The sequence below is a fragment of the Castellaniella sp. genome, from assembly GCF_034007085.1.
GTDB lineage: Bacteria > Pseudomonadota > Gammaproteobacteria > Burkholderiales > Burkholderiaceae_B > Castellaniella.
Genome location: NZ_JAVERO010000032.1, coordinates 1 through 20,547 on the forward strand (window position 1 = coordinate 1; position 20,547 = coordinate 20,547).

The window sequence follows — 20,547 nt, forward strand, 5'->3', positions numbered from 1 at the left end:
ATGTACCAACCCGACATCATTGCCCGTCCGTCCAGCAGCCGCACCGGGCCGGATTCGGCGCGGGTCAGGGTATGGATTTCGGCCGCGCCGGACCAGGACAGCCACAGCGGCTGAAAGCCCACCAATACCGGGCGCAAGGCTGAATAGGGACGCTTGGCCCCCTTGGCCACCAGCGCGACGCATCCGTGATCACGGGTAAAGGCCTGGACGATGAGCGAGGTCTCGCGCCAGGGGCTGGCGTGCAGCACGTAGCCACGCGCATTCAGGATGCGCTGGCCGCGTCTACTCATAGCCCAGTTCCCGCAGGGCCGCCTCGCGATCCGACCAGCCCTTGCGGACCTTGATGTAGATATCCAGAAAGACCGGTTTTTCGAGCAGCTTGACGATGTCCTGACGGGCCTCGGTCGCGATACGTTTCATGTGCTGCCCGCCCGCTCCCAGCAGAATGGGCCGGTGACTGTCGCGCTCGATCACGATGCAGGCCGCAATGCGCGCGCCATCGTCGTTTTCTTCCCACTGCTCGATGACCACGGTGCAGCCATAGGGCAGTTCGTCGCCGACCAGGCGGAAGATCTTTTCCCGGATCAGTTCGGCCGCCAGAAAACGCAATGGCCGGTCCGTCAGGGTATCGGCCTCGAACAGGTGTTCGCCCTCGGGCAGGTGGCGGGCGACTTCCTGGATCAGGACATCCAGTTGCACGTCCCGCAGCGCGCTGACCGGCACCACGGCGGCGTAGGGGAACTGTTCCATCAGGCGCGACACATAGGCGAACAGGGAATTCTTGTCCTTGACCGCATCGACCTTGTTGACCGCCAGAATCACCGGGCGATTCCGGGGCAGCAGCGGCACTATCCCGGCATCGCCAGCCGACCATTTCCCGGCCTCGACCACATGGATCACGACATCGACCTCGGCCAGGGCCTGGGTGACCACCCGGTTCATCATGCGGTTCATGGCGCCGCCATGCCGTGTCTGGAAGCCGGGCGTATCGACAAAGACGAATTGATCCTGGTCACGCGTCAACACGCCATGGATACGATGGCGGGTAGTCTGGGCCTTGCGTGAGACGATGGACAGCTTGGCCCCGACCAGGGCATTGCCCAGGGTGGACTTGCCGACATTGGGGCGCCCCACAATGGCGACGAAACCGCAACGACTGACGCTGGAAGCATTCATTTTTTGTCCCGGTCCTTCTGGCCTTGAGCCTTGTCCTGCGCCACAGCCACGGGCAGGGAAAGCTGCGCCGGCCGGCGGCGGCGCGGGGCCCGGCGCGCCGGGCCCAGGGATTCGATGGCGCTGATCGCCTGGCTGGCCGCCGCCTGCTCGGCGGCACGCCGGCTGCTGCCGCAGGCCTGCACCCGGATACCCAGCGGGGCAATTTCACAAACCACGTCGAACAGCTGATCGTGCGCCGCCCCACGCGTGGCGACGACCTCGTAGTGCGGCAGGGGATGGCCTCGCCCCTGGACGAGTTCCTGCAGCAGGGTCTTGGCGTCCTTGCCGAATGTGCGCAAGTCGATGTGCGCCAGGATCGGGCGGTACAGGCGTTCGATGACGCGGCTGATTTCCGGATAGCCACCATCCAGGTAGATCGCACCGAAGATCGCCTCCAGCGCATCCGCCAGAATCGATGGACGGCGGAAACCACCGCTCTTGAGTTCGCCTTCGCCCAGGCGCAGGTGCGTTGACAGAGACAGGGTCTGGGCGATGTCGGCCAGGGCGGACTGTTTGACCAGGTTCGAGCGCACCCGGGACAGATCGCCCTCGTCCATTTCAGTGTGTTCGGCGAACAGCAGCGTGGAGACGACGAAATTCAGGACCGAATCCCCCAGGAATTCCAGCCGCTCGTTGTGCGGCATGCCGTGGCTGCGATGGGTCAGGGCGCGATCCAGCAGCGCTGCATCCCGAAAATGGTAGTCCAGGGCGGACTGCAGGGAATCCAGAGAGGCCATTACTTGAACCCACCGATCCGGCTGGGTGAACCGAAGTTCATCCAGATGAAGAAAGCGCGCCCGACGATGTAGCTGTCGGGGACAAAGCCCCAATAGCGGCTGTCCAGACTATTGTCGCGATTATCGCCCATCATGAAGTAATGGCCGGCCGGCACGGTGCAGCGCACGCCGTCGAGCAAATAGGCACACGCCTGGAAATCGGGAAAGCGCGTGATCGGCATCAGTTCCTGCGGGGCCTGGGTATTGAGCAGAATGCGATGCGAGACATCGCCCAATTGTTCCCGGTACTGTTCCACATAGACGGCGCGGTCAGGTTCGTAGTAATCCCCATCACGGCTGCGCGGCACGGGCGTGCCATTGATCGACAGGACCTTGTTGCGATATTCGATCACATCGCCCGGCACGCCGACCACCCGCTTGATGTAGTCCACCGAAGGATCGACCGGGTAGCGAAAAACCACCACGTCGCCACGCCGGGGGGTGCCCACATCGAAAATCTTGCGATCGATCACAGGCAGGCGGATACCGTATTCGTACTTGTTCACCAGGATCAGATCGCCATTTTCCAGGGTCGGCAGCATGGATCCCGATGGAATCCGGAATGGCTCGACCACAAAGGAACGCAGCACGAAGACGAACAAAATCACGGGAAAGAAACTGACGCAGTATTCCACCCACCAGGACGGGTGGTTGGCCCGCTCGTAGGCCTGATCGCATTCGACCTGCAGGGCGGCCGGATCCAGCCCGGCGGCGTTGTTGCGGCAGGCCTGCGCGGCCGCCTCGGCACGGGCGCGGCGGCGGCCGCGCAGCACGCAGACGTCCAGCAGCCAGACCAGGCCCGTCACGACCAGCGCGACGAACAGCAACAAGGCGAAATCCCAGCTCATGCGGTGTCCTTTTTTATTTGTCTTCGACCTGCAGCACGGCCAGGAAGGCTTCTTGCGGAATTTCCACGTTGCCGACCTGCTTCATGCGTTTCTTGCCGGCCTTCTGCTTTTCAAGCAGCTTCTTTTTACGCGAAATGTCGCCGCCATAGCACTTGGCCAGCACGTTCTTGCGCAGGGCCTTGACGTTTTCGCGGGCGACGACCTCAGCGCCGATGGCGGCCTGGATGGCGATGTCGAACATCTGGCGCGGGATCAGGCCGCGCATGCGCGTCACCACATCGCGCCCCCGGGCCCGGGCATTGGCGCGGTGCACGATCATGGACAGCGCATCGACCCGGTCGCCGTTGATCAGCAAGTCCACGCGCACCACATCAGCCACGCGGTATTCCTTGAATTCATAATCCATGGAGGCATAGCCTCGCGACACGGATTTCAGGCGATCGAAGAAATCCAGCACGATTTCCGCCAGGGGGATTTCGTAGCGCAGATGCACCTGGCGCCCGTGATAGCTCATGTCCAGTTGCACGCCGCGCTTGGCCGTGCACAGCGACATGACCGGCCCCACGTATTCCTGCGGCATGAGCAGCGTCACCGTCATGATGGGTTCGCGGATTTCCTGGATGTGGCCGACTTCGGGCATGCGCGAGGGGCTGTCCACCATCAGCAGCGTGCCATCCCGGTGCAGGACTTCGTAGACCACCGATGGCGCGGTGGTGATGATGTCCATGTCGAATTCACGTTCCAGCCGTTCCTGGACGATATCCATGTGCAGCAGGCCGAGAAAACCGCAGCGAAAGCCAAAACCCAGCGCCTGCGAGACCTCGGGTTCGAACATCAGCGAGGAATCGTTGAGCTTGAGTTTTTCCAGGGAATCGCGCAGCTGGTCGTATTCGCTGGATTCGACCGGATAGACCCCGGCGAACACCTGGGGCTTGACTTCCTTGAAGCCCGGCAGCGGCGCAGCGGCCGGCTTGCCAGCCAGCGTCAGGGTGTCGCCGACCTTGGCATGTTCCAGTTCCTTGATGCCGGCAATGATGAAGCCGACCTCGCCGGCTGAAAGCTGGTCGCGTGCCTGGGATTTGGGCGTGAACACCCCCACCTGTTCGCACAGATGGGAGGCGCCGGTGGCCATCAGCAGGATCTTGTCCTTGGGCCGCAAAATGCCGTTGACCACGCGCACCAGCATCACCACGCCGACATAGTTGTCGAACCAGGAATCGATGATCAGGGCCTGCAGCGCGGCGTCGGGATCGCCCTGGGGGGGCGGCACCCGCGCCACGACGGCCTCCAGGATCTCGTCGATGCCCAGGCCGGTCTTGGCGCTGGCCAGGATGGCGTCGGTGGCGTCGATGCCGATCACGTCTTCGATTTCAGCGGCAGCGGCATCCGGATCGGCCGAGGGCAGGTCCATCTTGTTCAGGACTGGCAGGACCTCGACCCCCAGTTCGATCGCCGTGTAGCAATTGGCAACAGTCTGGGCCTCGACCCCCTGGGTCGAGTCCACCACCAGCAGCGCGCCTTCGCAGGCTGACAGCGAACGGCTGACCTCGTAGGAAAAGTCCACGTGGCCTGGGGTATCGATCAGGTTCAGCGCATAGACCCGGCCATCGGCCGCCGTATAGCGCAGCGCAGCCGTCTGGGCCTTGATGGTGATGCCGCGCTCGCGCTCGATGTCCATGGAATCCAGGACCTGAGCCTCCATTTCGCGATCCTGCAGGCCCCCGCAACGCTGGATCAGGCGGTCGGCCAAGGTCGATTTACCGTGATCGATGTGCGCAATGATGGAAAAATTACGGATATGGTCCATGGAAAGCCAGAAAGAAAAAATAAAGAAGGGAACGCCGCAGGGCGCCCCCTTCTCGTTCAGGGCGTATTTTAACTTTTTCCCAGAATACGGGCTGTGGCCCCACCAGGCCCTGCCAGGCCAGATTGGCTGGGCCCTTTCTGGGAACCGGGCTGGGCCGCACCCAGCCCCGGAAACGCTTATTGCGGCTTGATGATCACCCACTGAGACTGCTGGTCGCGGCTGACCAGCAACACGGCGGGGCGGGATTTGTCCAGGCCCTTGACGATCTGGGCGTATTGTTTCGGGCTGGAGACATCGGTGTCGTTGATCCGCAGGACCACGTCCCCCGGCTCGATCCCGGCTTCCGCCGCTGCGCCTTCGGCCTGATCGACGAGCACCCCCTGGGTGCCGGCGTCTTCCGGCAGGGCCTTGACCTTCAGGCCCAGGCGATCCGTTTCTGCATTGGCAGAGGACGCATCGTCATTGCGGGCAGCCCCCTGGTCGTCCAGTTCGGCGACGGTGGCCTTGAGTTCCAGCGACTTGCCCTTGCGCCAGACCTGGATCGTGGCGCTCGTCCCCGGACGAGTCGCCCCCACCAGGCGCGGCAAGTCGGTCATATGCTTGATCGTCTGGCCATTGAAGCCCGTGATCACGTCGCCCGGATGCACTCCTGCCTTGGCTGCCGGCCCACCGGCTTCGACGCTGCTGACCAGCGCGCCCTGCCCCTTGTCCAGCCCCAGGGCCTTGGCGACATCGTCCTGGACCTCGGTGATCTGCACACCGATGCGTCCACGGGTGACCTTGCCGTGGGCCTTGAGCTGTTCGACCACACGCATCACCTCATCAATGGGGATGGCCAGGGAAATCCCCATGAAACCGCCACTGCGAGAAACGATCTGGGAATTGATGCCCACGACCTGGCCTTGCAGATTGATCAGCGGACCACCAGAATTGCCGGGGTTGACGGCCACGTCAGTCTGGATGAACGGCAGGTAATCGCCCGTGTCGCGGTTGATGGCGCTGACGATGCCGGCCGTGACGGTCGAATCCAGCCCGAAGGGTGAACCGATCGCCAGCACCCACTGCCCCTTGCGCAGCTTGTCCGAATCGCCGATGGGGATCGGCCGCAATCCAGAGGCATCAATCTTGATCAAAGCGATGTCGGTACGCGCATCGGTACCAATGATCTTGGCCTTGTATTCCTTGCCATTGGTCATGGTGACGAAGATGCCATTGGAATTGTCCACGACATGGTTGTTCGTTAGGATATAGCCATCGGCAGAGATCACGAAACCCGAACCAATGCCGCGTGGCACCGTGCGTTCGCCCTGCGATGGGGACTGCGGCTGCTGGGGCCGGGCGCGCGGGCCCTGCGGGTTCGGCTGGCCAAAACCAGGCGGCATGAAATCAGGCCCGAAAAACCAGCGGAACAATTCGGAAGGATCGCCATTGCCCGGACCGATGGGCGAACGGCGCACCGGCACCGCTTCGGTGGTGCGGATATTGACCACCGAGCCCTCGGTGGCCTCGACCACCTGGGTGAAATCGGGCAGCGCCGCGCTGGGCGTGGCCACCGCCTGCGCCTGGGCCGCGCCTGTGGGCAGGGCGGTCGCCAGCACCAGGCTGGCGGCGGCGCCCGCAGCCGCACGCGCCACAGCGGTATACGGCAGATGAAAAGCCATGAGGTTCTCCTTGGAGGGATAGTACGGTCAGTGGGCAGCCTGAGGCAGATATTGGACCGCATGCGCCAGATCGCGCACGGTCTGCGCAGGCACCTCGCCCACTGCGGTCAGCCAGTAGGAAGCCAATCGCATGCGATAGATGCTGATCGCGCCCTGTGTCAGGCCGCCCTGTCTGATGCTTTGATCACGTTTCGGGTCAAAGGTTTCAATGAAGATCGAAATTGCTGCCAATCCATCGGACAGGACCAGCTGATCGACCCTGTGGCCGGCCCGCAGCTGGCGCGCCAGTTCGGCGATCGGCTTGAATCCGGCAGGCGGCAGGACTCGCCAGCCCTGCTCGGCCAGATTCACCGGCTGGCTGGTTTCGGTCTGCAACTGCCAGTTGCGTGTGTTCCAGCGCGAAGCCAGCGCCCCCGGGGGAATCTCGGCGCCGAAAGAGACACGACTGAAAGCCACCTGATCCACCAGATGGCCCTGGGCATCCAGGGTCTGGATCTTGAGCAGCAGGTGGTTTTGCTGGTCGGTGCAGATCCGGTAGCTGTAACGCAGGGCGTCGCGCGCCCTCAGTTCGGACACCGAACATGCGCGCCCGGCCACCCGGTAGATACGATCCAGAGGCTGCCAATCATAATGCTGAGTGATATCCGTTCCATCGCCCAGCAGCAGCGCCGGAAAATGGGCACTGTGCGCCGGCCGCATCACAACGATTCGATGATCCGGCAGCAGGCATTGTTCCATGCCGTCCTGCCGCAGGCATTCCTGGGGAGGGCCGTCCAGGACCTCCTGGCGTTCACGTTCGCCCGTGCCATCGACCAGATGCACCAGATGCGTGGCCCGCAGCACGTGCCCCTGCTGGTAGACGGTCACGCCGGCATAATCCAGGGCACGCGCGGCGGTCTGGACCTGTTGCAAAAATGCCAGCGGATCGGTTTCGGCCGCACCCACGGTGGCTGCCCAGGAAAAAACCAGGCACAACCCCACCCGGCATCCAGCCCGCGCCCAGGTCGGCATCAGCGTGCCCCCATCCCATCGTAGGAGACCTGGCGGACCGCCCCGGCCCCCGCCATCGACTGGTGCGCAGCCATGTAGTCGGCCAGCCCCGGATCGGCAGTGTTGGATTCGTCAGCCTGGGCCATGACCGGAGCAGCGGCGGGCGGCGCGTCCGGAGCAACGAAAAACGGACGCGCCATCCAGACAACGGACGCCACAGCCGCGGCAACCGCCAACCCCGACAGGCCATTGCGCACCAGATGGCGCCGGACCAGCGGCGATGGCGCGACGATCGGCGGCTCGGCCTCGATGGCGGCCGACACGCGCACATAGAAACGATCGGACGGCCGAATCGCCAGGTCCGGGCTGCGCATGACGTCACCGATCAGGTGATAGGTATCCCAGATCTGGCGCCCGTAGGGCGTGTCCAGTTCTTCGGCGCGGATCTCGGCCTCACCGTCCACCCAGGCAGAGACCGAGGCCTCCCAGGTGTTTTCTGCCACAGCGGAATCAGGTTTGGCATTCATGATGGCTCCTTACCAGCGGTGTTCCGAATCGTGTTCCATGACGGGCCGCAGGCGCGCCGCGATGGCTTCACGGGCCCGGTAGATGCGCGAACGGACAGTCCCGATGGGACATTGCATGGTGCTGGCGATCTCTTCATAACTCATCCCTTCGATTTCCCGCAGCACGATCGCGGTGCGCAGATCGTCCGGCAGTTCGTCGATGGCCTCGTTGACGACCTGGGCGACCTGCCGACTGGCCATCAACGATTCCGGGGTACTGTGATCGCTTAGGCCATCGATCCGGTCAAAAGTTTCACCGTCCTCGTTTTCCAGGGGTGCCACAGTGGCTGGCCGACGGTAGTGGGCGGCCTGCCAGTTGCGGGCCGTGTTCAGGGCGATCCGGTAGAGCCAGGTATAGAAAGCGCTTTCGCCCCGGAACTGGGGCAAGGCCCGGTAGGCCTTGATGAAGGCCTCCTGGGCAACATCCTCGATCTCGGCAGGATCGTGGATCATGCGCGACAGCAGGCGCATGATCTTGCGCTGGTATTTGATCACCAGCAGATCGAAGGCGTGGCGTTCGCCGCGCCTGACGCGCTCGACCAGCGCGAGATCGACTTCGCGCTCAGTCATGGCCCCCCCTTGGCGCTGCGCGCGGTCAGAGGCGCCCCACCAGCATCGAACCGTTGGTGCCGCCAAAACCGAAGGAATTGGACAGCGCCACGTCGATCTTCAGGTCGCGGGCCTGATTGGCACAATAATCCAGGTCGCATTCGGGATCCTGGTTGAACAGATTGATGGTCGGGGGCGAGACCTGGTGATGCACCGCCAAGGTCGTGAACACGGCTTCGATGCCCCCGGCCGCACCCAGCAGGTGGCCAGTCATGGACTTGGTGGAATTCACCACCAGTTTGCGCGCATGGTCGCCAAACGCAAGCTTGAGCGCCTCGGTTTCGTTCTTGTCGCCCAGGGGCGTGGAGGTGCCGTGGGCATTGACATAGCTGATCTGGTCCGGATTCACACCGCTGTTGCGCAAGGCATGCAGGATCCCCCGGCGCGGGCCATCCTGATCCGGGCTGGTGATGTGGTGCGCATCGGAACTCATCCCGAAGCCCAGGAATTCGCCATAAATACGGGCGCCGCGACGACGGGCATGTTCGTATTCTTCCAGGACCAGCACGCCAGCGCCTTCGCCCAGGACGAAGCCGTCGCGGTCGCGGTCCCAGGGCCGCGAAGCCGTTTCCGGATCGTCATTGCGGGTGGATAGCGCCCGCATGGCGGCAAAGCCGCCCATGCCCAGGGGAGACACGGAACTTTCGGCCCCGCCCGCCACCATCACGTCGGCATCACCGTATTCGATCAGGCGTGCGGCGTCGCCGATACAATGCAAACCAGTCGTGCAGGCGGAAACCACGGCGTAGCTGGGGCCTTTGAGACCCAGCATGATGGACAGTTGGCCCGAAATCAGGTTGATCAGCGAGGCCGGCACGAAAAACGGCGAAATGCGCCGAGCGCCGCGCTGCAGGAATTCGATCTGGGTTTCTTCGATGCGCGGCAGGCCGCCTATGCCCGAACCGATGATGGTGCCGACGCGATCGGCGTCTTCGGCAGAAATGTCCAGGCCCGAATCGCGCCAGGCCTGGATGCCGGCAGCCACGCCATAATGGATGAAGGTATCCATCTGCTTGGCCTCTTTGGCACCGATGTACTCGGTCACGTCAAAGCCCTTGACCTCGCCCGCGATCTGGCTGCTGAGCACCGAGGCATCGAAACGCGTGACCCGGCCAATGCCCGAGCGGCCATGGATGAGGTTGTCCCAGGCAGTCTGGACATCGTTGCCCACGGGCGACACGATGCCCAATCCGGTTATGACGACACGGCGTTTCACTGAATCGGCTCCTGAGGCTGAAACTAAAAGTAAAAAAGCGGCCCGGGGCGGGCCAGACAGAACGGGCTGTTTCAGCCCGCCGATGGCACCCGCCGCGAACCGCCCCGACAGCCTGTCCGGCTCGGTACGACAGGTCGTCGAGCCCTGGCGCGGCAAGCCGCAACAGGGGGATGGTGATTACTGCTTGCTGTGCGAGGTGATGTAGTCGACCGCCTGTTGGACCGTCGTGATCTTCTCGGCTTCCTCGTCGGGGATTTCGGTTTCGAATTCGTCTTCGAGGGCCATCACGAGCTCGACCATATCGAGCGAGTCGGCACCGAGGTCGTCAAGGAAGGAAGATTCGTTCTTGATCTCGGCTTCGTTGACGCCGAGTTGCTCAGCGACGATCTTCTTGACGCGCTGTTCGATGCTTTCCATGCAAATCTCCAGTAAGGAAAAAACCCCGCGAATTATAGCCAAATGAAACCATCGAGGCTGCGGGTTTGTGTCAAAAAAAACAGTCCCGGCCAGCGGATGGCTTCTGTTCTGGAAGCACGATCGCGCCCGGGCCTGCCTGCTGAGGTTGAACGGATTTTACCTTAGACCGGTCGGATCCGTTCCTGGTGCCTACATGTACATACCACCATTGACGTGCAGGGTCGTCCCTGTTACGTAGCCGGCCAGGGGGCTGGCCAGATAGGCGACCGCATGCGCGATTTCCGCAGCCGAGCCCAGGCGCCCCAGGGGAATCTGCCCCAGGATGGCCGCAGTCTGACTCTCGTTCAGGGCGCGGGTCATGTCCGTGTCGATGAAGCCCGGCGCCACGCAATTGACCGTGATGCCACGGCTGCCGAGTTCGATGGCCAGGGCGCGCGACAGGCCGGCCACGCCCGCCTTGGCGGCGGCATAGTTGGCCTGACCCGCATTGCCGCTGTAACCCACCACGGACGTGATATTGATGATGCGCCCCCACCGGGCCTTCATCATGGTCTTGGCCACACCGCGCGACAGACGGAACACGGACGACAGATTGGTGCCCAGCACGGCGTTCCAGTCCTCGTCCTTCATGCGCAGGATGAGCCCGTCGCGGGTAATCCCCGCATTGTTGACCAGGATGTGCGGCCCACCCGCGCCGGCCAGTTCGGCCAGCAGGGCATCGCAAGCCGCGGCATCGTTGACTTCGAGCACCGCGCCGCGCCCGCCTTGCGGCGCCAGCGTTTCGGTGATGGCCTGGGCGCCGGCCTCGGACGTCGCCGTCCCCACGACCGTGGCGCCCGCAGCCGCCAGTTCCAGGGCGATGGCGCGGCCAATCCCGCGCGATGCGCCCGTCACGAGGGCAATCTTGCCCGTCAGTACGGGTTCCGACATATCAGCCTCCCAGAGCTTCCAGCGTCGATTCCAGGGACGCCGGATCGGTGATGTTGAACGTGTTGATCTCGCGATCGATGCGCTTGACCAGCCCCGACAGAACCTTGCCCGGTCCACATTCGACGATGTGGGTGATGCCGTCGCGTTTCATGGCCTGGATGGTCTCGACCCAGCGGACCGGGTGCCAGGCCTGGCGCACCAGCGCGTCACGGATGGCAGCCGGATCGGACGGGCTGGCCACATCGACATTATTGACCAGCGGAATGGCCGGGGACACCAGGGACACCCCGTCCAGCGCCTGCGCGAGCACGGCGGCCGCCGGTTCCAGCAGACGTGAATGAAAGGGTGCGGACACCGGCAGGGCTACCGCGCGCTTGGCACCGGCCGCGCGCGCCCGTTCGCAGGCGCGTTCGACCGCTGCCGTATGGCCTGCAATCACGACCTGGGCCGGAGCATTGTAGTTGACGGCCTCGACGATCTGGCCTTCGGCCGCCTGGGCACAGGCCTGGCGCACCGCCTCGTCATCCAGCCCCAGGATGGCGGCCATGCCGCCCTCGCCCACAGGCACGGCCGATTGCATGGCCTGGGCCCGCACGCGCACGGTGCGCAAGGCATCGGCCAGGTCCAGTGCATCGGCCGCCACCAGGGCGGAATATTCACCCAGGCTGTGACCGGCCACCAAAGCGGGCGCAACGCCACCCGCCTGTCTCCAGGCGCGGTACATCGCGACGGAACACAGCAGCATGGCCGGCTGGGTGTGCGTGGTCAGGTTCAGTGTTTCAGCCGGGCCCTGGGCAATCAGGCCGGACAGATCCTCGCCCAGCGCCTCATCGCCAGCCCGCAATGTCGCCTGGACCCCGGCGTCGTCTGCCCAGGCGTCCATCATGCCGACGGTCTGCGAGCCCTGGCCCGGAAATACGAATGCAATCTTCATGGTGGTGTCTTCAGATTTTCACGAGGACGGAACCCCAGGTGAAGCCGCCGCCCACCCCCTGCAGCAGCACGGTCTGGCCGGCACGGATGCGACCATCGCGCCAGGCGACGTCCAGCGCCAGCGGCACGCTGGCTGCCGACGTATTGGCATGGCGATCCAGGGTGACGATGATTTTTTCTTCGGGCAGGTCAAGCTTGCGGCCGATGAAATTCAGGATGCGGAGATTGGCCTGGTGCGGCACCATCCAATCGAGATCGGACACATCGATGCCAGCCTCGGCGCAGACCTCTTGCGCGGAACGTGTCAGGGAATTGACAGCCAGCTTGAACACGGCCTGGCCATCCATGCGCAAGAACGGATCGCCGGTGACTTGCCCGCCCTCAACGCTGCCGGCAGCGCACAGGATATGCTGCTGGCGCCCATCGGCATTCAAACGGGCGGCCAGGATACCAGGTTCATCGGCTGCACTGAGCACTACGGCCCCGGCCCCGTCGCCGAACAATACGCAGGTGCGCCGGTCATTCCAGTCGAGGATGCCCGAAAAGACCTCGGCACCGATGACCAAGGCATGATGCGCACGGCCAGCGCGCACGAAGGCATCCGCCGTCGCCAGTGCATAGACAAAGCCACTGCACACGGCCTGGACGTCAAAAGCCGCTGCGCCGCCCACGCCCAGATTGGCCTGCACCAGGCAAGCCGTACTGGGAAAGATGAAATCCGGTGTGGACGTGGCGACGATGATCAAGTCGATCTGATCGGCCGTCAGGCCCGCGCTGTCCAGCGCCGCACGTGCGGCTGCCGTGGCCAGCGTGCTGGTCTTGGTGCCTGGGTCGGCGATATGGCGCTGGCGGATGCCGGTGCGCTCTGTGATCCAGGCATCGGAAGTCTCGATGCCGCGCGTGGCCAGATCGGCGGCCAGATCATCGTTGCTGACGACACGTGGGGGCAGACAGCCGCCCGTTCCTGTGATCCTGGCGTAAGGCATATCGATTCCGGAAAGAAGAAAGGCTAGACCGCCGGAGCCGGCGGACGGTTGCGCAACGCATCAAGGCGCTGGATGGTGCCTTCGAGCAGCCCGTTGAGTACGGCCTCGCGGGCACGCTGCAGCGCCTGCCCAAAGGCATAGGCGTCCGCCGAACCGTGGCTCTTGATGACAATGCCGCGCAGGCCCAGCAAAGCGGCCCCATTGTAGCGACGATTGTCCACACGAGCGCGGAAGCGCTGCAGCACAGGCATGGCCACCAGCCCAGCTGCCATGGTGAAAGGGGTGCGGCGGAATTCTTCGCGCATCATGACACTGATCATGCGCGCCAGGCCCTCGATGGATTTCAGGACCGCATTGCCGACAAAGCCGTCGCAGACGACCACGTCCACCGTGCCCTTGAAAATATCGTCGCCTTCCACGTTGCCGTAGAAATTCAGGCCGCTGCCGCGCAACAGGTCGGCCGCCTGCTTGACGACCTCGTTGCCCTTGATGACTTCCTCGCCGATGTTCAGCAGTCCGACGGACGGCTGCGCACGGCGATCCACAGCGGACACCAGGGCAGCCCCCATGAGACCGAACTGCAGCAGGTGTTCGGCCGTGCAATCCACATTGGCCCCCAGATCCAGCACCGTGGTGGACCCGCCTTGCTGATTCGGCAGCGCCGTGGCGATGGCCGGACGGTCGATGCCGTCCAGTGTTTTCAGCACATAGCGGGAAATCGCCATCCAGGCGCCCGTGTTGCCAGCCGACACGGCCGCATCGGCGCGGCCGTCCTTGACGGCCTGGGCCGCCACCCGCATCGAGGAGTCTTTCTTGCGGCGCAGGGCGATTTCCACCGAATCGTGCATGGTGACGACTTCGGAGGCGTGCAGGATCTCGAACCGACCAGCCGCTGCGGCGTTCTGCAGCAGGGCCTGGCGGATCAGGGCCTCATCGCCCACCAGCAGGCAACGGGTGTCCGGGCATGCCTGGGCGAACGCCATCGCCGCCGGGATGGTCACCGGCAAGCCATGGTCGCCGCCCATGCAATCGATGGCGATGGTCGGATTGGAATGGGACATCGGCGCGTGGAAGAACCGGGGCGCGGATGGCTTATTCGTCGTTCTTGGTCTTCAGGACCTTGCGGCCACGGTAAATGCCGTTCGGGCTGATGTGGTGACGCAGATGCAGTTCGCCGGTGGTCGGCTCGATGGCCGTGGCAGGCGCCGTCAGAGAATCGTGCGAACGATGCATGCCGCGCTTGGACGGGCTCTTTTTGTTTTGCTGGACAGCCATGATGACTCCTGTGATCGGGGCCGCTCATTTTAAGGTAAGCACGAGCCCGTGTGTTGAAACGAAAATTCAGTTCTTCCCGAGATCCTTCAGCACTGCGAACGGCGAAGACCGACGGGATGGTTCCGGCAGGTTCCCGTCCCCTGGACACACATCGTGACGGGGGGCGTAAGGCATCGCCAGAATCAATTCGTCCTCGACCAGGCCCAGGACGTCCAGATCCCGCTCGGCAACGAGATATTCGATCTCGGGACCCCGGCCTTCGGTTTCAAGCGCATCCATGGCATCCAGCTGGGCCTGGGTATCCACCAGTCCCAGCGTGCGGGATACCCGCAGCGTCAGGCCAAAGGGTTCCAGGCAGCGCTGGCAGACGACCTGCACATCCCCCTGGGCCTCGATATCCAGCCAGGCCTGCCCGGAAGGCGCATCGAACCGTCCCTGCACTTGCCAGCGGATTTCGCCTGACTGCGATTCGGGAAGATCCTGGCACAAGCGCACCAATCGCTGTGTCTCAATCCTGCCATCCAGGGTTTGCCCGGCGCGCGCAAACCCGCTCGCATCGATGACCATGGGAATTTGCTGCTCGGAAAAACTCTAGATGATATTCGATTCCAAGGCCGCCAGTCAATGGACCCGCCACCTGCCTGTGCACGCTAAACTAGCGGGCGCTCATCAGGATTGTCCCATGCTGCTCATACTGGCCTCCAGTTCGCCCTACCGCCGCGCCCTGCTTCAGCGGCTGCGCCTGCCCTTTGCCGTCGAATCCCCGGACATCGACGAAAGCCCGCGCCCTGGCGAGCCGCCACTTGACCTGTCCTTGCGCCTGGCCCGAGAAAAAGCCGCCGTGATCGCCGCGCGCCACCCTGGTGCCCTGGTGATCGGATCGGATCAGGTCGCCGTATTCGAAGGCGAACCCGTCGGCAAGCCTGGATCTTTCGAGGCCGCCCGCGCCCAGTTGCGCCGCTTCGGCGGGCGCGATGTCCTGTTCCACACCGCCCTGTGCGTCACCGACGGGCAGCGGCACCTGCTGGAAAACGTGCCGACTGCCTGCCGCTTCCTGCCCCTGGACGATACCCGCATCGAACACTATCTGCGCATCGAGCAACCCTTTGACACAGCGGGCAGCGCCAAGGCCGAGCAACTGGGCATTGCGCTGATGGAACACATGCGCAGCGACGACCCGACCGCGCTGATCGGCCTGCCACTGATCGCCCTGTGCCGCATGCTGCGCGCCTTCGGCCTGGAACCCCTCGCGCCGCATCCCGCAATCTAGGGCCCACCCACATTCGCCATGACCACCCTGCACTTGATCCCCGTCGGCCTGGGCCATGCAGACCCGGAACGCTGGCTGCCCCAGGCGGCCCGCGAAATCGCCGCCTCGCTGCGCTGTTTCATTGCCGAAAACGCCAAAACGGCACGCGCCTTTCTGAAGCAGATCGAAACCGCCGTCCCGCTGCAGGAAATCACCATCCACACCCTGAGGCCGGACACACAGGCCGGCGAAATCCGCGCCTGGCTGACCGCCACGCCGACCGGCCAGGACATCGGCCTGGTGTCCGAGGCCGGCTGTCCGGCGGTCGCCGACCCCGGCGCACTGGTCGTGGCCCAGGCGCACGCGGCTGGCATCCGGGTCATCCCCTGGGTCGGCCCCTCGTCGATCATGCTGGGCCTGATGGCCAGCGGGCTGCAGGGCCAGCGCTTTGCCTTCCACGGCTACGCACCCGTCAAGGCACATGAACGCGATGCCCAGCTGCGCGCCTGGGAATCGGCGTCACACAAATTGCAACAGACCCAGATCCTGATCGAGACCCCTTATCGCAACGCCGCGCTGTTCGAAGCATTGCTGCGCACCCTGCGCGACACGACCCGGCTGTGCGTTGCCAGTTCGCTGACCTGCGATGACGAAACCATCGCCACACGCACCATCGCCCAATGGCGCAAGGCCGGACAGCCGGACTTCGAACGCAAACCGACGCTGTTCCTATATCTGGCAAGCTAGGGCCTGAGCGCTGCCACCCACTGCGTTGTCCATTCTCGCAAGGCATTGAGTCTTGCTGCGGCGGGCGCCTTACGCTCGACAGCGCCCAGGCCCAACGCGATCCCCTTCTTGATTCGTGTGAACAGGCCCTAGCCCGTCCGCGCCCGGATCCAGGCCTGCATGTCAGGCACCGTGCCCACCAGCGCCGTCGGCCGTGCGGATTCCAGCAGGGACGGCGCATGCGCGCCATAGCCGACTGCCAGGCTGTCCACCCCCGCCGCCTGCGCCATCAGTACGTCATGCGTGGTATCACCCACCATCAGCACGGTGTCCGGCACCAGGTCCAGTTCGGCCAGCAATTGCAGCAGCATGTCCGGATCGGGCTTGCCACGCGCCTCGTCCGCCGTGCGCGTGGCCCGGAACAGATCGCGCAAGCCCAGCTGTTCGATCGACGCATCCAGGCCCCGGCGGCTCTTGCCCGTGGCCACCCCCAGCACCACGCCACCCGCGCTCAGGTCATGCAGCAGCCCGGCCTGCCCCTCGAACAGGCGCATTTCGTGCTGCAAGGCCATGAAATGCACGCGATAGCGTTCGACAAAAGCGTCCACACGATCGGCCCCCAGGTCCGGCACCAGGCGGTACAAGGCCGCCTGCAGCGACAGCCCGATCACCCAGCCGGCTTCTTCGCGGGATGGTTCACGCAGGTCCAGGTCGCGGCAGGCGCCCAGCAGCGCCTCGACGATGTGATACGTCGAATCCAGCAAAGTGCCATCCCAATCAAAAATCACGGCACGGTAGTGCTTGTCCGGCGCGCTGCCGGCAATTCGGGTAGCGGCGGAAGTCGTGACAGAATCCAGGGCATTCATGATTGGACAGGCTCCAGTTGATCCAGCAGCGCCCGACAGGCAGGCGGCAGCGGGGATTCGAAGACCAGGGGCGCGCCGGACACCGGATGGGGAATTTCCAGGCGATGCGCATGCAGGAACATGCGCCGGAACCCCAGGGCGGCCAGGGCAGCGCGCACGGCATCCGGTCCGTATTTTTCGTCGCCCGCGATCGGATGCCCCTGGGACGCCAGGTGTACCCGGATCTGATGGGTACGCCCCGTGCGCAGTTCGGCCCCGACCAGGGAATAGCGGCCGCCGTAGCGCCGCTGCAAGGTGACAATCGTATGGGCGGCCTTGCCCTGGGCATCGACACGCACCCGGCGCTCGCCACCAGGGGTCAGGTATTTCAGCAAAGGCAGGCGGATATGCTGGCGATCATTGACCCAGTCGCCCACGACCAGCGCCAGGTAGTGCTTGCGTCCCTGGCTCTCGCGCATCATGTCGTGCAGGGCCACCAGCGCCTTGCGGCTGCGCGCCACCATCAGTACGCCCGACGTTTCCCGGTCCAGGCGGTGCGCGAGTTCCAGCAGGCGTTCTTCCGGGCGCGCCGCGCGCAGCTGCTCGATCACGCCAAAGGACACCCCGCTGCCGCCATGCACGGCCACACCGGCAGGCTTGTCGATCACCAGCAGATGCGCATCCTCGTAGAGCACGGGAAAGGTGGCCGGCGGGGCCGGCGGCGTAGTGCCGGGGGCCGGCAGACGCAACGGCGGCACGCGCACCATGTCGCCGGCAACCAGCCGGGTCTCGGCCCGGCAGCGGCCCTTGTTGACCCGGACCTGGCCGGCGCGGATCGCCTTGTAGAGATGGCTTTTGGGGACGCCCTTGCAAATCCGCAACAGAAAATTGTCCAGCCGCTGCCCTTCGTGCTCGGCCCCCACGACCACCTGGCGAACGGCCGGCGGCTGAGCAGGGGAATCAACTATTTTGCGCATGGGGAAAAGCGGCATATAATCGCAACAGCCCATAGAGGCTGGGAACCGCCGGACGTAGAGACGCAATGGATGCATCTCCGTCGGGCAGCAGGGACTCCATTGTACTGCCTCGTTTCCAGCCTCCAGGTCCTTGGTCGCCGGCCTCGTCCCCGTTCTCTCCCCCGCGCGCTGTCGCCGGGCGCTGGAATCGACGTCAAGCCGCGTGCGACGCCGCAGATTCTGCTCGCTCTTCCGCACCGGACGCGCCCCATGATGCGCGTCCGCCGTTCCCAGCAATCGTTTCGTCAATCACACATCGTGCCCTTGACCCTCCTGCTGACAGAACCCTGCGCCGACAGGCGCACCGTGCCCCCTCCCCAGGAGACCGGCGCGGCCTGACTTCGTCAGCGCTCCGATCCCCTCGCAGACTGCCGCATCGCACACCGAGTGACCCGTGGCCGTGCGCCGAATCCGGCGCGCCCTGACTACGGAGAAACCCACTCATGAAACGCATGTTGTTCAATGCGACGCACCAAGAAGAACTACGCGTCGCGATTGTCGATGGCCAGAAGCTGATCGATCTGGACATCGAAACCGCCGGGCGCGAACAGCGCAAAGGCAATATTTACAAAGGGGTCATCACCCGGATCGAACCCGGCCTGGAAGCCTGCTTCGTCAACTACGGAGAAGACCGCCACGGCTTTCTGCCCTTCAAGGAAGTCGCCCGATCCTACTTCAAGGAAGGCGTGGACGTGCGCAGCGCCCGCATCCAGGACGCCCTGACCGAAGGCCAGGAACTCATCATCCAGGTCGAAAAAGAAGAACGCGGCAACAAAGGCGCGGCCCTGACCACCTTCATTTCCCTGGCGGGCCGCTATCTGGTCCTGATGCCCAACAATCCGCGCGGCGGCGGCGTATCGCGCCGGGTCGAAGGCGAAGACCGCCAGGAACTGCGCGAGACCATGGACCAGCTGGAAATCCCATCCGGCATGAGCATGATCGCCCGCACTGCCGGCATCGGCCGCAGCGTCGAGGAACTGCAATGGGACCTGAACTACCTGCTGCAACTCTGGAACGCCATCGATGCCGCCGCGCGCGACAACAAGGCACCGATCCTGATCTATCTGGAATCCAGCCTGGTCATCCGCGCCATCCGCGACTATTTCTCTCCGGAAATCGGTGAAATCCTGATCGATACGGACGACATCTACGATCAGGCGACCGCGTTCATGAGCGTGGTCATGCCCGATAACGTCAACCGCGTGAAACGCTATCGCGACGACGTGCCCCTGTTTTCCCGCTTCCAGATCGAACACCAGATCGAGACCGCCTACTCGCGCACGGTCACCCTGCCCTCGGGCGGCGCCATCGTGATCGATCACACGGAAGCCCTGGTGGCGGTGGACGTCAACTCCGCACGCTCGACCCGCGGCGCCGACATCGAAGAAACCGCGCTGCGCACCAACCAAGAGGCCGCCGACGAAGTCGCCCGCCAGCTGCGTTTGCGCGACCTGGGCGGCCTGATCGTGATCGACTTCATCGACATGGAGGACAGCAAGAACCAGCGCGCCGTCGAACAGCGCCTGCGCGATGCCCTGCATTTCGACCGTGCCCGCGTCCAGATGGGCAAGATCTCCCGCTTCGGCCTGATGGAACTGTCCCGCCAGCGCCTGCGTCCAGCCCTGAACGAAGGCTCGCACGTCACCTGCCCGCGCTGCACCGGCACCGGCGTGATCCGCGATGCCGAATCCAGCGCCCTGCACGTGCTGCGCCTGCTCCAGGAAGAAGCCATGAAAGAAGGCACGGCCGCCCTGCACGCCCAGGTACCGGTCGATGTGGCCACCTTCCTGCTCAACGAAAAGCGCCGCGACATCAGCCAGATCGAATCCCGCCTGAAGGTCAACCTGGTCCTGATCCCGAACAAGTCGCTGGAAACCCCGCACCACCACATCGAGCGCCTGCGCCACGACGATCCGCGTCTGGACGAGCACAAGACCAGCTTCGAACTCACGCAAGAACCCGAAGACAAGCTCGTCTGGCAGCCGAACAAGGCCCAGGAATCCAAGACCCGCCCCGAAGCCCTGGTCAAAGGCATCCAGCCCGCCCAACCGGCCCCGGCCCACGTCGAACGCGCCCCCCGCGCCACAGCGAAACCCACTGCCGAGGCGTCGCTGGTGGCCCCGCAAGGCGGCCTGATCAAGCGCCTGTTGGGCTGGCTCTCCGGCCAGACGGCGGCAGCCCCCGCCCCTGCCGCTGAATCGGCAGCGCAGACGCCGACGCGTGAATCCGGCAATGGCCGCCGCCGGGGGGGTTCCGGCCGCAATGGGGGCCGCCGAGGCGAACGCCGTCCGGAAGCGATCCGGGGTGAACGCACCGGCCGCAGCGAACAGGGTGACCGCCCGGAACGCACCGAACGCCCGGAAGGCCGCCCGTCTTCGCGCCGCGAACGCCCGGCAGCCGACAATATGCCGCCGACCATCCAGGCCAACGCCGCTGCCGAAACCCAAGGCGATGCCGCCGAACCGCGCCGCAGCCGCAGTCG

General features: G+C 64.4%; 22 protein-coding genes. 3 read left to right on the top strand and 19 right to left on the bottom strand.

The window, feature by feature from the left end; translation table 11 throughout:
• From RBR29_RS04815 to RBR29_RS04895, 17 genes are all read right to left on the bottom strand, one after another.
• Nucleotides 1–290: recombination protein O N-terminal domain-containing protein (locus RBR29_RS04815; protein WP_320347788.1), on the bottom strand; the 290-nt coding region annotated here is incomplete at its 3' end.
• Entirely contained in the window at nucleotides 283–1,176 is an 894-nt protein-coding gene (gene era / locus RBR29_RS04820) for a GTPase Era (RefSeq protein ID WP_320347790.1), read from the bottom strand. The genes era and RBR29_RS04815, both read right to left, overlap by 8 nt.
• Complete coding sequence (rnc, locus tag RBR29_RS04825) at nucleotides 1,173–1,952, bottom strand: ribonuclease III (RefSeq protein WP_320347792.1); 780 nt, start codon at nucleotides 1,950–1,952, stop codon at nucleotides 1,173–1,175. The genes era and rnc overlap by 4 nt, the downstream gene beginning before the upstream one ends.
• Complete coding sequence (gene lepB, locus RBR29_RS04830; RefSeq protein ID WP_320347794.1) at nucleotides 1,952–2,839, bottom strand: signal peptidase I; 888 nt, start codon at nucleotides 2,837–2,839, stop codon at nucleotides 1,952–1,954. The genes rnc and lepB overlap by 1 nt, the downstream gene beginning before the upstream one ends.
• 13 nt (nucleotides 2,840–2,852) lie before the next feature.
• Entirely contained in the window at nucleotides 2,853–4,646 is a 1,794-nt protein-coding gene (lepA, locus tag RBR29_RS04835) for a translation elongation factor 4 (protein ID WP_320347796.1), read from the bottom strand.
• Nucleotides 4,647–4,822: 176 nt separating this feature from the next.
• Nucleotides 4,823–6,307 carry a DegQ family serine endoprotease gene (locus tag RBR29_RS04840; RefSeq protein ID WP_320347798.1) on the bottom strand — a complete coding sequence of 495 codons (1,485 nt, stop codon included), beginning with the start codon at nucleotides 6,305–6,307 and terminating at the stop codon, nucleotides 4,823–4,825.
• A 27-nt stretch (nucleotides 6,308–6,334) separates the two neighbouring features.
• Nucleotides 6,335–7,318 (bottom strand): MucB/RseB C-terminal domain-containing protein, encoded by a 984-nt coding sequence (locus tag RBR29_RS04845; RefSeq protein WP_320347800.1) that lies wholly within the window; start codon nucleotides 7,316–7,318, stop codon nucleotides 6,335–6,337.
• A complete protein-coding gene (locus RBR29_RS04850) occupies nucleotides 7,318–7,824 on the bottom strand; it encodes a sigma-E factor negative regulatory protein (protein ID WP_320347802.1) in 507 nt (168 codons plus the stop codon). Before RBR29_RS04850 ends, RBR29_RS04845 begins: the two co-directional genes overlap by 1 nt.
• Nucleotides 7,825–7,833: 9 nt before the next feature.
• The gene (gene rpoE, locus RBR29_RS04855) at nucleotides 7,834–8,433 is read right to left on the bottom strand and encodes an RNA polymerase sigma factor RpoE (protein WP_320347804.1); all 600 of its coding nucleotides are present in this window, start codon (nucleotides 8,431–8,433) and stop codon (nucleotides 7,834–7,836) included.
• 25 nt (nucleotides 8,434–8,458) lie between these two features.
• The gene (fabF, locus tag RBR29_RS04860) at nucleotides 8,459–9,688 is read right to left on the bottom strand and encodes a beta-ketoacyl-ACP synthase II (RefSeq protein ID WP_320347806.1); all 1,230 of its coding nucleotides are present in this window, start codon (nucleotides 9,686–9,688) and stop codon (nucleotides 8,459–8,461) included.
• A 177-nt stretch (nucleotides 9,689–9,865) separates the two neighbouring features.
• Nucleotides 9,866–10,105, bottom strand: a complete 240-nt coding sequence (gene acpP / locus RBR29_RS04865) for an acyl carrier protein (protein ID WP_043680887.1) — start codon at nucleotides 10,103–10,105, stop codon at nucleotides 9,866–9,868.
• A 189-nt stretch (nucleotides 10,106–10,294) separates the two neighbouring features.
• Entirely contained in the window at nucleotides 10,295–11,035 is a 741-nt protein-coding gene (gene fabG, locus RBR29_RS04870; RefSeq protein ID WP_320347812.1) for a 3-oxoacyl-ACP reductase FabG, read from the bottom strand.
• Between the two features lies 1 nt (nucleotide 11,036).
• A complete protein-coding gene (gene fabD / locus RBR29_RS04875) occupies nucleotides 11,037–11,969 on the bottom strand; it encodes an ACP S-malonyltransferase (RefSeq protein WP_320347814.1) in 933 nt (310 codons plus the stop codon).
• Nucleotides 11,970–11,979: 10 nt separating this feature from the next.
• The gene (locus RBR29_RS04880) at nucleotides 11,980–12,954 is read right to left on the bottom strand and encodes a beta-ketoacyl-ACP synthase III (protein WP_320347816.1); all 975 of its coding nucleotides are present in this window, start codon (nucleotides 12,952–12,954) and stop codon (nucleotides 11,980–11,982) included.
• A gap of 23 nt (nucleotides 12,955–12,977) precedes the next feature.
• Nucleotides 12,978–14,015 carry a phosphate acyltransferase PlsX gene (plsX, locus tag RBR29_RS04885; protein WP_320347818.1) on the bottom strand — a complete coding sequence of 346 codons (1,038 nt, stop codon included), beginning with the start codon at nucleotides 14,013–14,015 and terminating at the stop codon, nucleotides 12,978–12,980.
• 31 nt (nucleotides 14,016–14,046) lie between these two features.
• The gene (gene rpmF / locus RBR29_RS04890) at nucleotides 14,047–14,229 is read right to left on the bottom strand and encodes a 50S ribosomal protein L32 (protein WP_320347820.1); all 183 of its coding nucleotides are present in this window, start codon (nucleotides 14,227–14,229) and stop codon (nucleotides 14,047–14,049) included.
• Nucleotides 14,230–14,295: 66 nt separating this feature from the next.
• Nucleotides 14,296–14,796 (bottom strand): YceD family protein, encoded by a 501-nt coding sequence (locus RBR29_RS04895; RefSeq protein ID WP_320347822.1) that lies wholly within the window; start codon nucleotides 14,794–14,796, stop codon nucleotides 14,296–14,298.
• 115 nt (nucleotides 14,797–14,911) lie between these two features.
• Between RBR29_RS04895 and RBR29_RS04900 the strand changes: the two genes are divergently transcribed.
• Together RBR29_RS04900 and RBR29_RS04905 are read left to right on the top strand one after the other, a co-directional pair.
• Nucleotides 14,912–15,499 (top strand): Maf family nucleotide pyrophosphatase, encoded by a 588-nt coding sequence (locus RBR29_RS04900; protein WP_320347824.1) that lies wholly within the window; start codon nucleotides 14,912–14,914, stop codon nucleotides 15,497–15,499.
• A gap of 18 nt (nucleotides 15,500–15,517) precedes the next feature.
• Entirely contained in the window at nucleotides 15,518–16,225 is a 708-nt protein-coding gene (locus RBR29_RS04905; RefSeq protein ID WP_320347826.1) for an SAM-dependent methyltransferase, read from the top strand.
• Nucleotides 16,226–16,353: 128 nt separating this feature from the next.
• On the opposite strand, the gene RBR29_RS04910 is transcribed toward RBR29_RS04905, so the two are convergent.
• Nucleotides 16,354–17,070: an HAD-IA family hydrolase gene (locus tag RBR29_RS04910; RefSeq protein WP_320347828.1), complete on the bottom strand. Its 717-nt coding sequence runs from the start codon at nucleotides 17,068–17,070 to the stop codon at nucleotides 16,354–16,356.
• Nucleotides 17,067–18,026: an RluA family pseudouridine synthase gene (locus RBR29_RS04915; RefSeq protein ID WP_320347830.1), complete on the bottom strand. Its 960-nt coding sequence runs from the start codon at nucleotides 18,024–18,026 to the stop codon at nucleotides 17,067–17,069. The genes RBR29_RS04910 and RBR29_RS04915 overlap by 4 nt, the downstream gene beginning before the upstream one ends.
• Before the next feature lie 482 nt (nucleotides 18,027–18,508).
• On the opposite strand from RBR29_RS04915, the gene RBR29_RS04920 reads away from it, so the two are divergent.
• Nucleotides 18,509–20,547: Rne/Rng family ribonuclease (locus RBR29_RS04920; protein ID WP_320347832.1), on the top strand; the 2,039-nt coding region annotated here is incomplete at its 3' end.

What these genes read in the sequence shown, in the direction of transcription:
- era (WP_320347790.1), bottom strand. Translation starts at nt 1,176, where the DNA reads ATGAATGCTTCCAGCGTCAGTCGTTGCGGTTTCGTCGCCATTGTGGGG.
- rnc (WP_320347792.1), bottom strand. Translation starts at nt 1,952, where the DNA reads ATGGCCTCTCTGGATTCCCTGCAGTCCGCCCTGGACTACCATTTTCGG.
- lepB (WP_320347794.1), bottom strand. Translation starts at nt 2,839, where the DNA reads ATGAGCTGGGATTTCGCCTTGTTGCTGTTCGTCGCGCTGGTCGTGACG.
- lepA (WP_320347796.1), bottom strand. Translation starts at nt 4,646, where the DNA reads ATGGACCATATCCGTAATTTTTCCATCATTGCGCACATCGATCACGGT.
- RBR29_RS04840 (WP_320347798.1), bottom strand. Translation starts at nt 6,307, where the DNA reads ATGGCTTTTCATCTGCCGTATACCGCTGTGGCGCGTGCGGCTGCGGGC.
- RBR29_RS04845 (WP_320347800.1), bottom strand. Translation starts at nt 7,318, where the DNA reads ATGCCGACCTGGGCGCGGGCTGGATGCCGGGTGGGGTTGTGCCTGGTT.
- RBR29_RS04850 (WP_320347802.1), bottom strand. Translation starts at nt 7,824, where the DNA reads ATGAATGCCAAACCTGATTCCGCTGTGGCAGAAAACACCTGGGAGGCC.
- rpoE (WP_320347804.1), bottom strand. Translation starts at nt 8,433, where the DNA reads ATGACTGAGCGCGAAGTCGATCTCGCGCTGGTCGAGCGCGTCAGGCGC.
- acpP (WP_043680887.1), bottom strand. Translation starts at nt 10,105, where the DNA reads ATGGAAAGCATCGAACAGCGCGTCAAGAAGATCGTCGCTGAGCAACTC.
- fabG (WP_320347812.1), bottom strand. Translation starts at nt 11,035, where the DNA reads ATGTCGGAACCCGTACTGACGGGCAAGATTGCCCTCGTGACGGGCGCA.
- fabD (WP_320347814.1), bottom strand. Translation starts at nt 11,969, where the DNA reads ATGAAGATTGCATTCGTATTTCCGGGCCAGGGCTCGCAGACCGTCGGC.
- RBR29_RS04880 (WP_320347816.1), bottom strand. Translation starts at nt 12,954, where the DNA reads ATGCCTTACGCCAGGATCACAGGAACGGGCGGCTGTCTGCCCCCACGT.
- plsX (WP_320347818.1), bottom strand. Translation starts at nt 14,015, where the DNA reads ATGTCCCATTCCAATCCGACCATCGCCATCGATTGCATGGGCGGCGAC.
- rpmF (WP_320347820.1), bottom strand. Translation starts at nt 14,229, where the DNA reads ATGGCTGTCCAGCAAAACAAAAAGAGCCCGTCCAAGCGCGGCATGCAT.
- RBR29_RS04895 (WP_320347822.1), bottom strand. Translation starts at nt 14,796, where the DNA reads ATGGTCATCGATGCGAGCGGGTTTGCGCGCGCCGGGCAAACCCTGGAT.
- RBR29_RS04900 (WP_320347824.1), top strand. Translation starts at nt 14,912, where the DNA reads ATGCTGCTCATACTGGCCTCCAGTTCGCCCTACCGCCGCGCCCTGCTT.
- RBR29_RS04905 (WP_320347826.1), top strand. Translation starts at nt 15,518, where the DNA reads ATGACCACCCTGCACTTGATCCCCGTCGGCCTGGGCCATGCAGACCCG.
- RBR29_RS04910 (WP_320347828.1), bottom strand. Translation starts at nt 17,070, where the DNA reads ATGAATGCCCTGGATTCTGTCACGACTTCCGCCGCTACCCGAATTGCC.
- RBR29_RS04915 (WP_320347830.1), bottom strand. Translation starts at nt 18,026, where the DNA reads ATGCGCAAAATAGTTGATTCCCCTGCTCAGCCGCCGGCCGTTCGCCAG.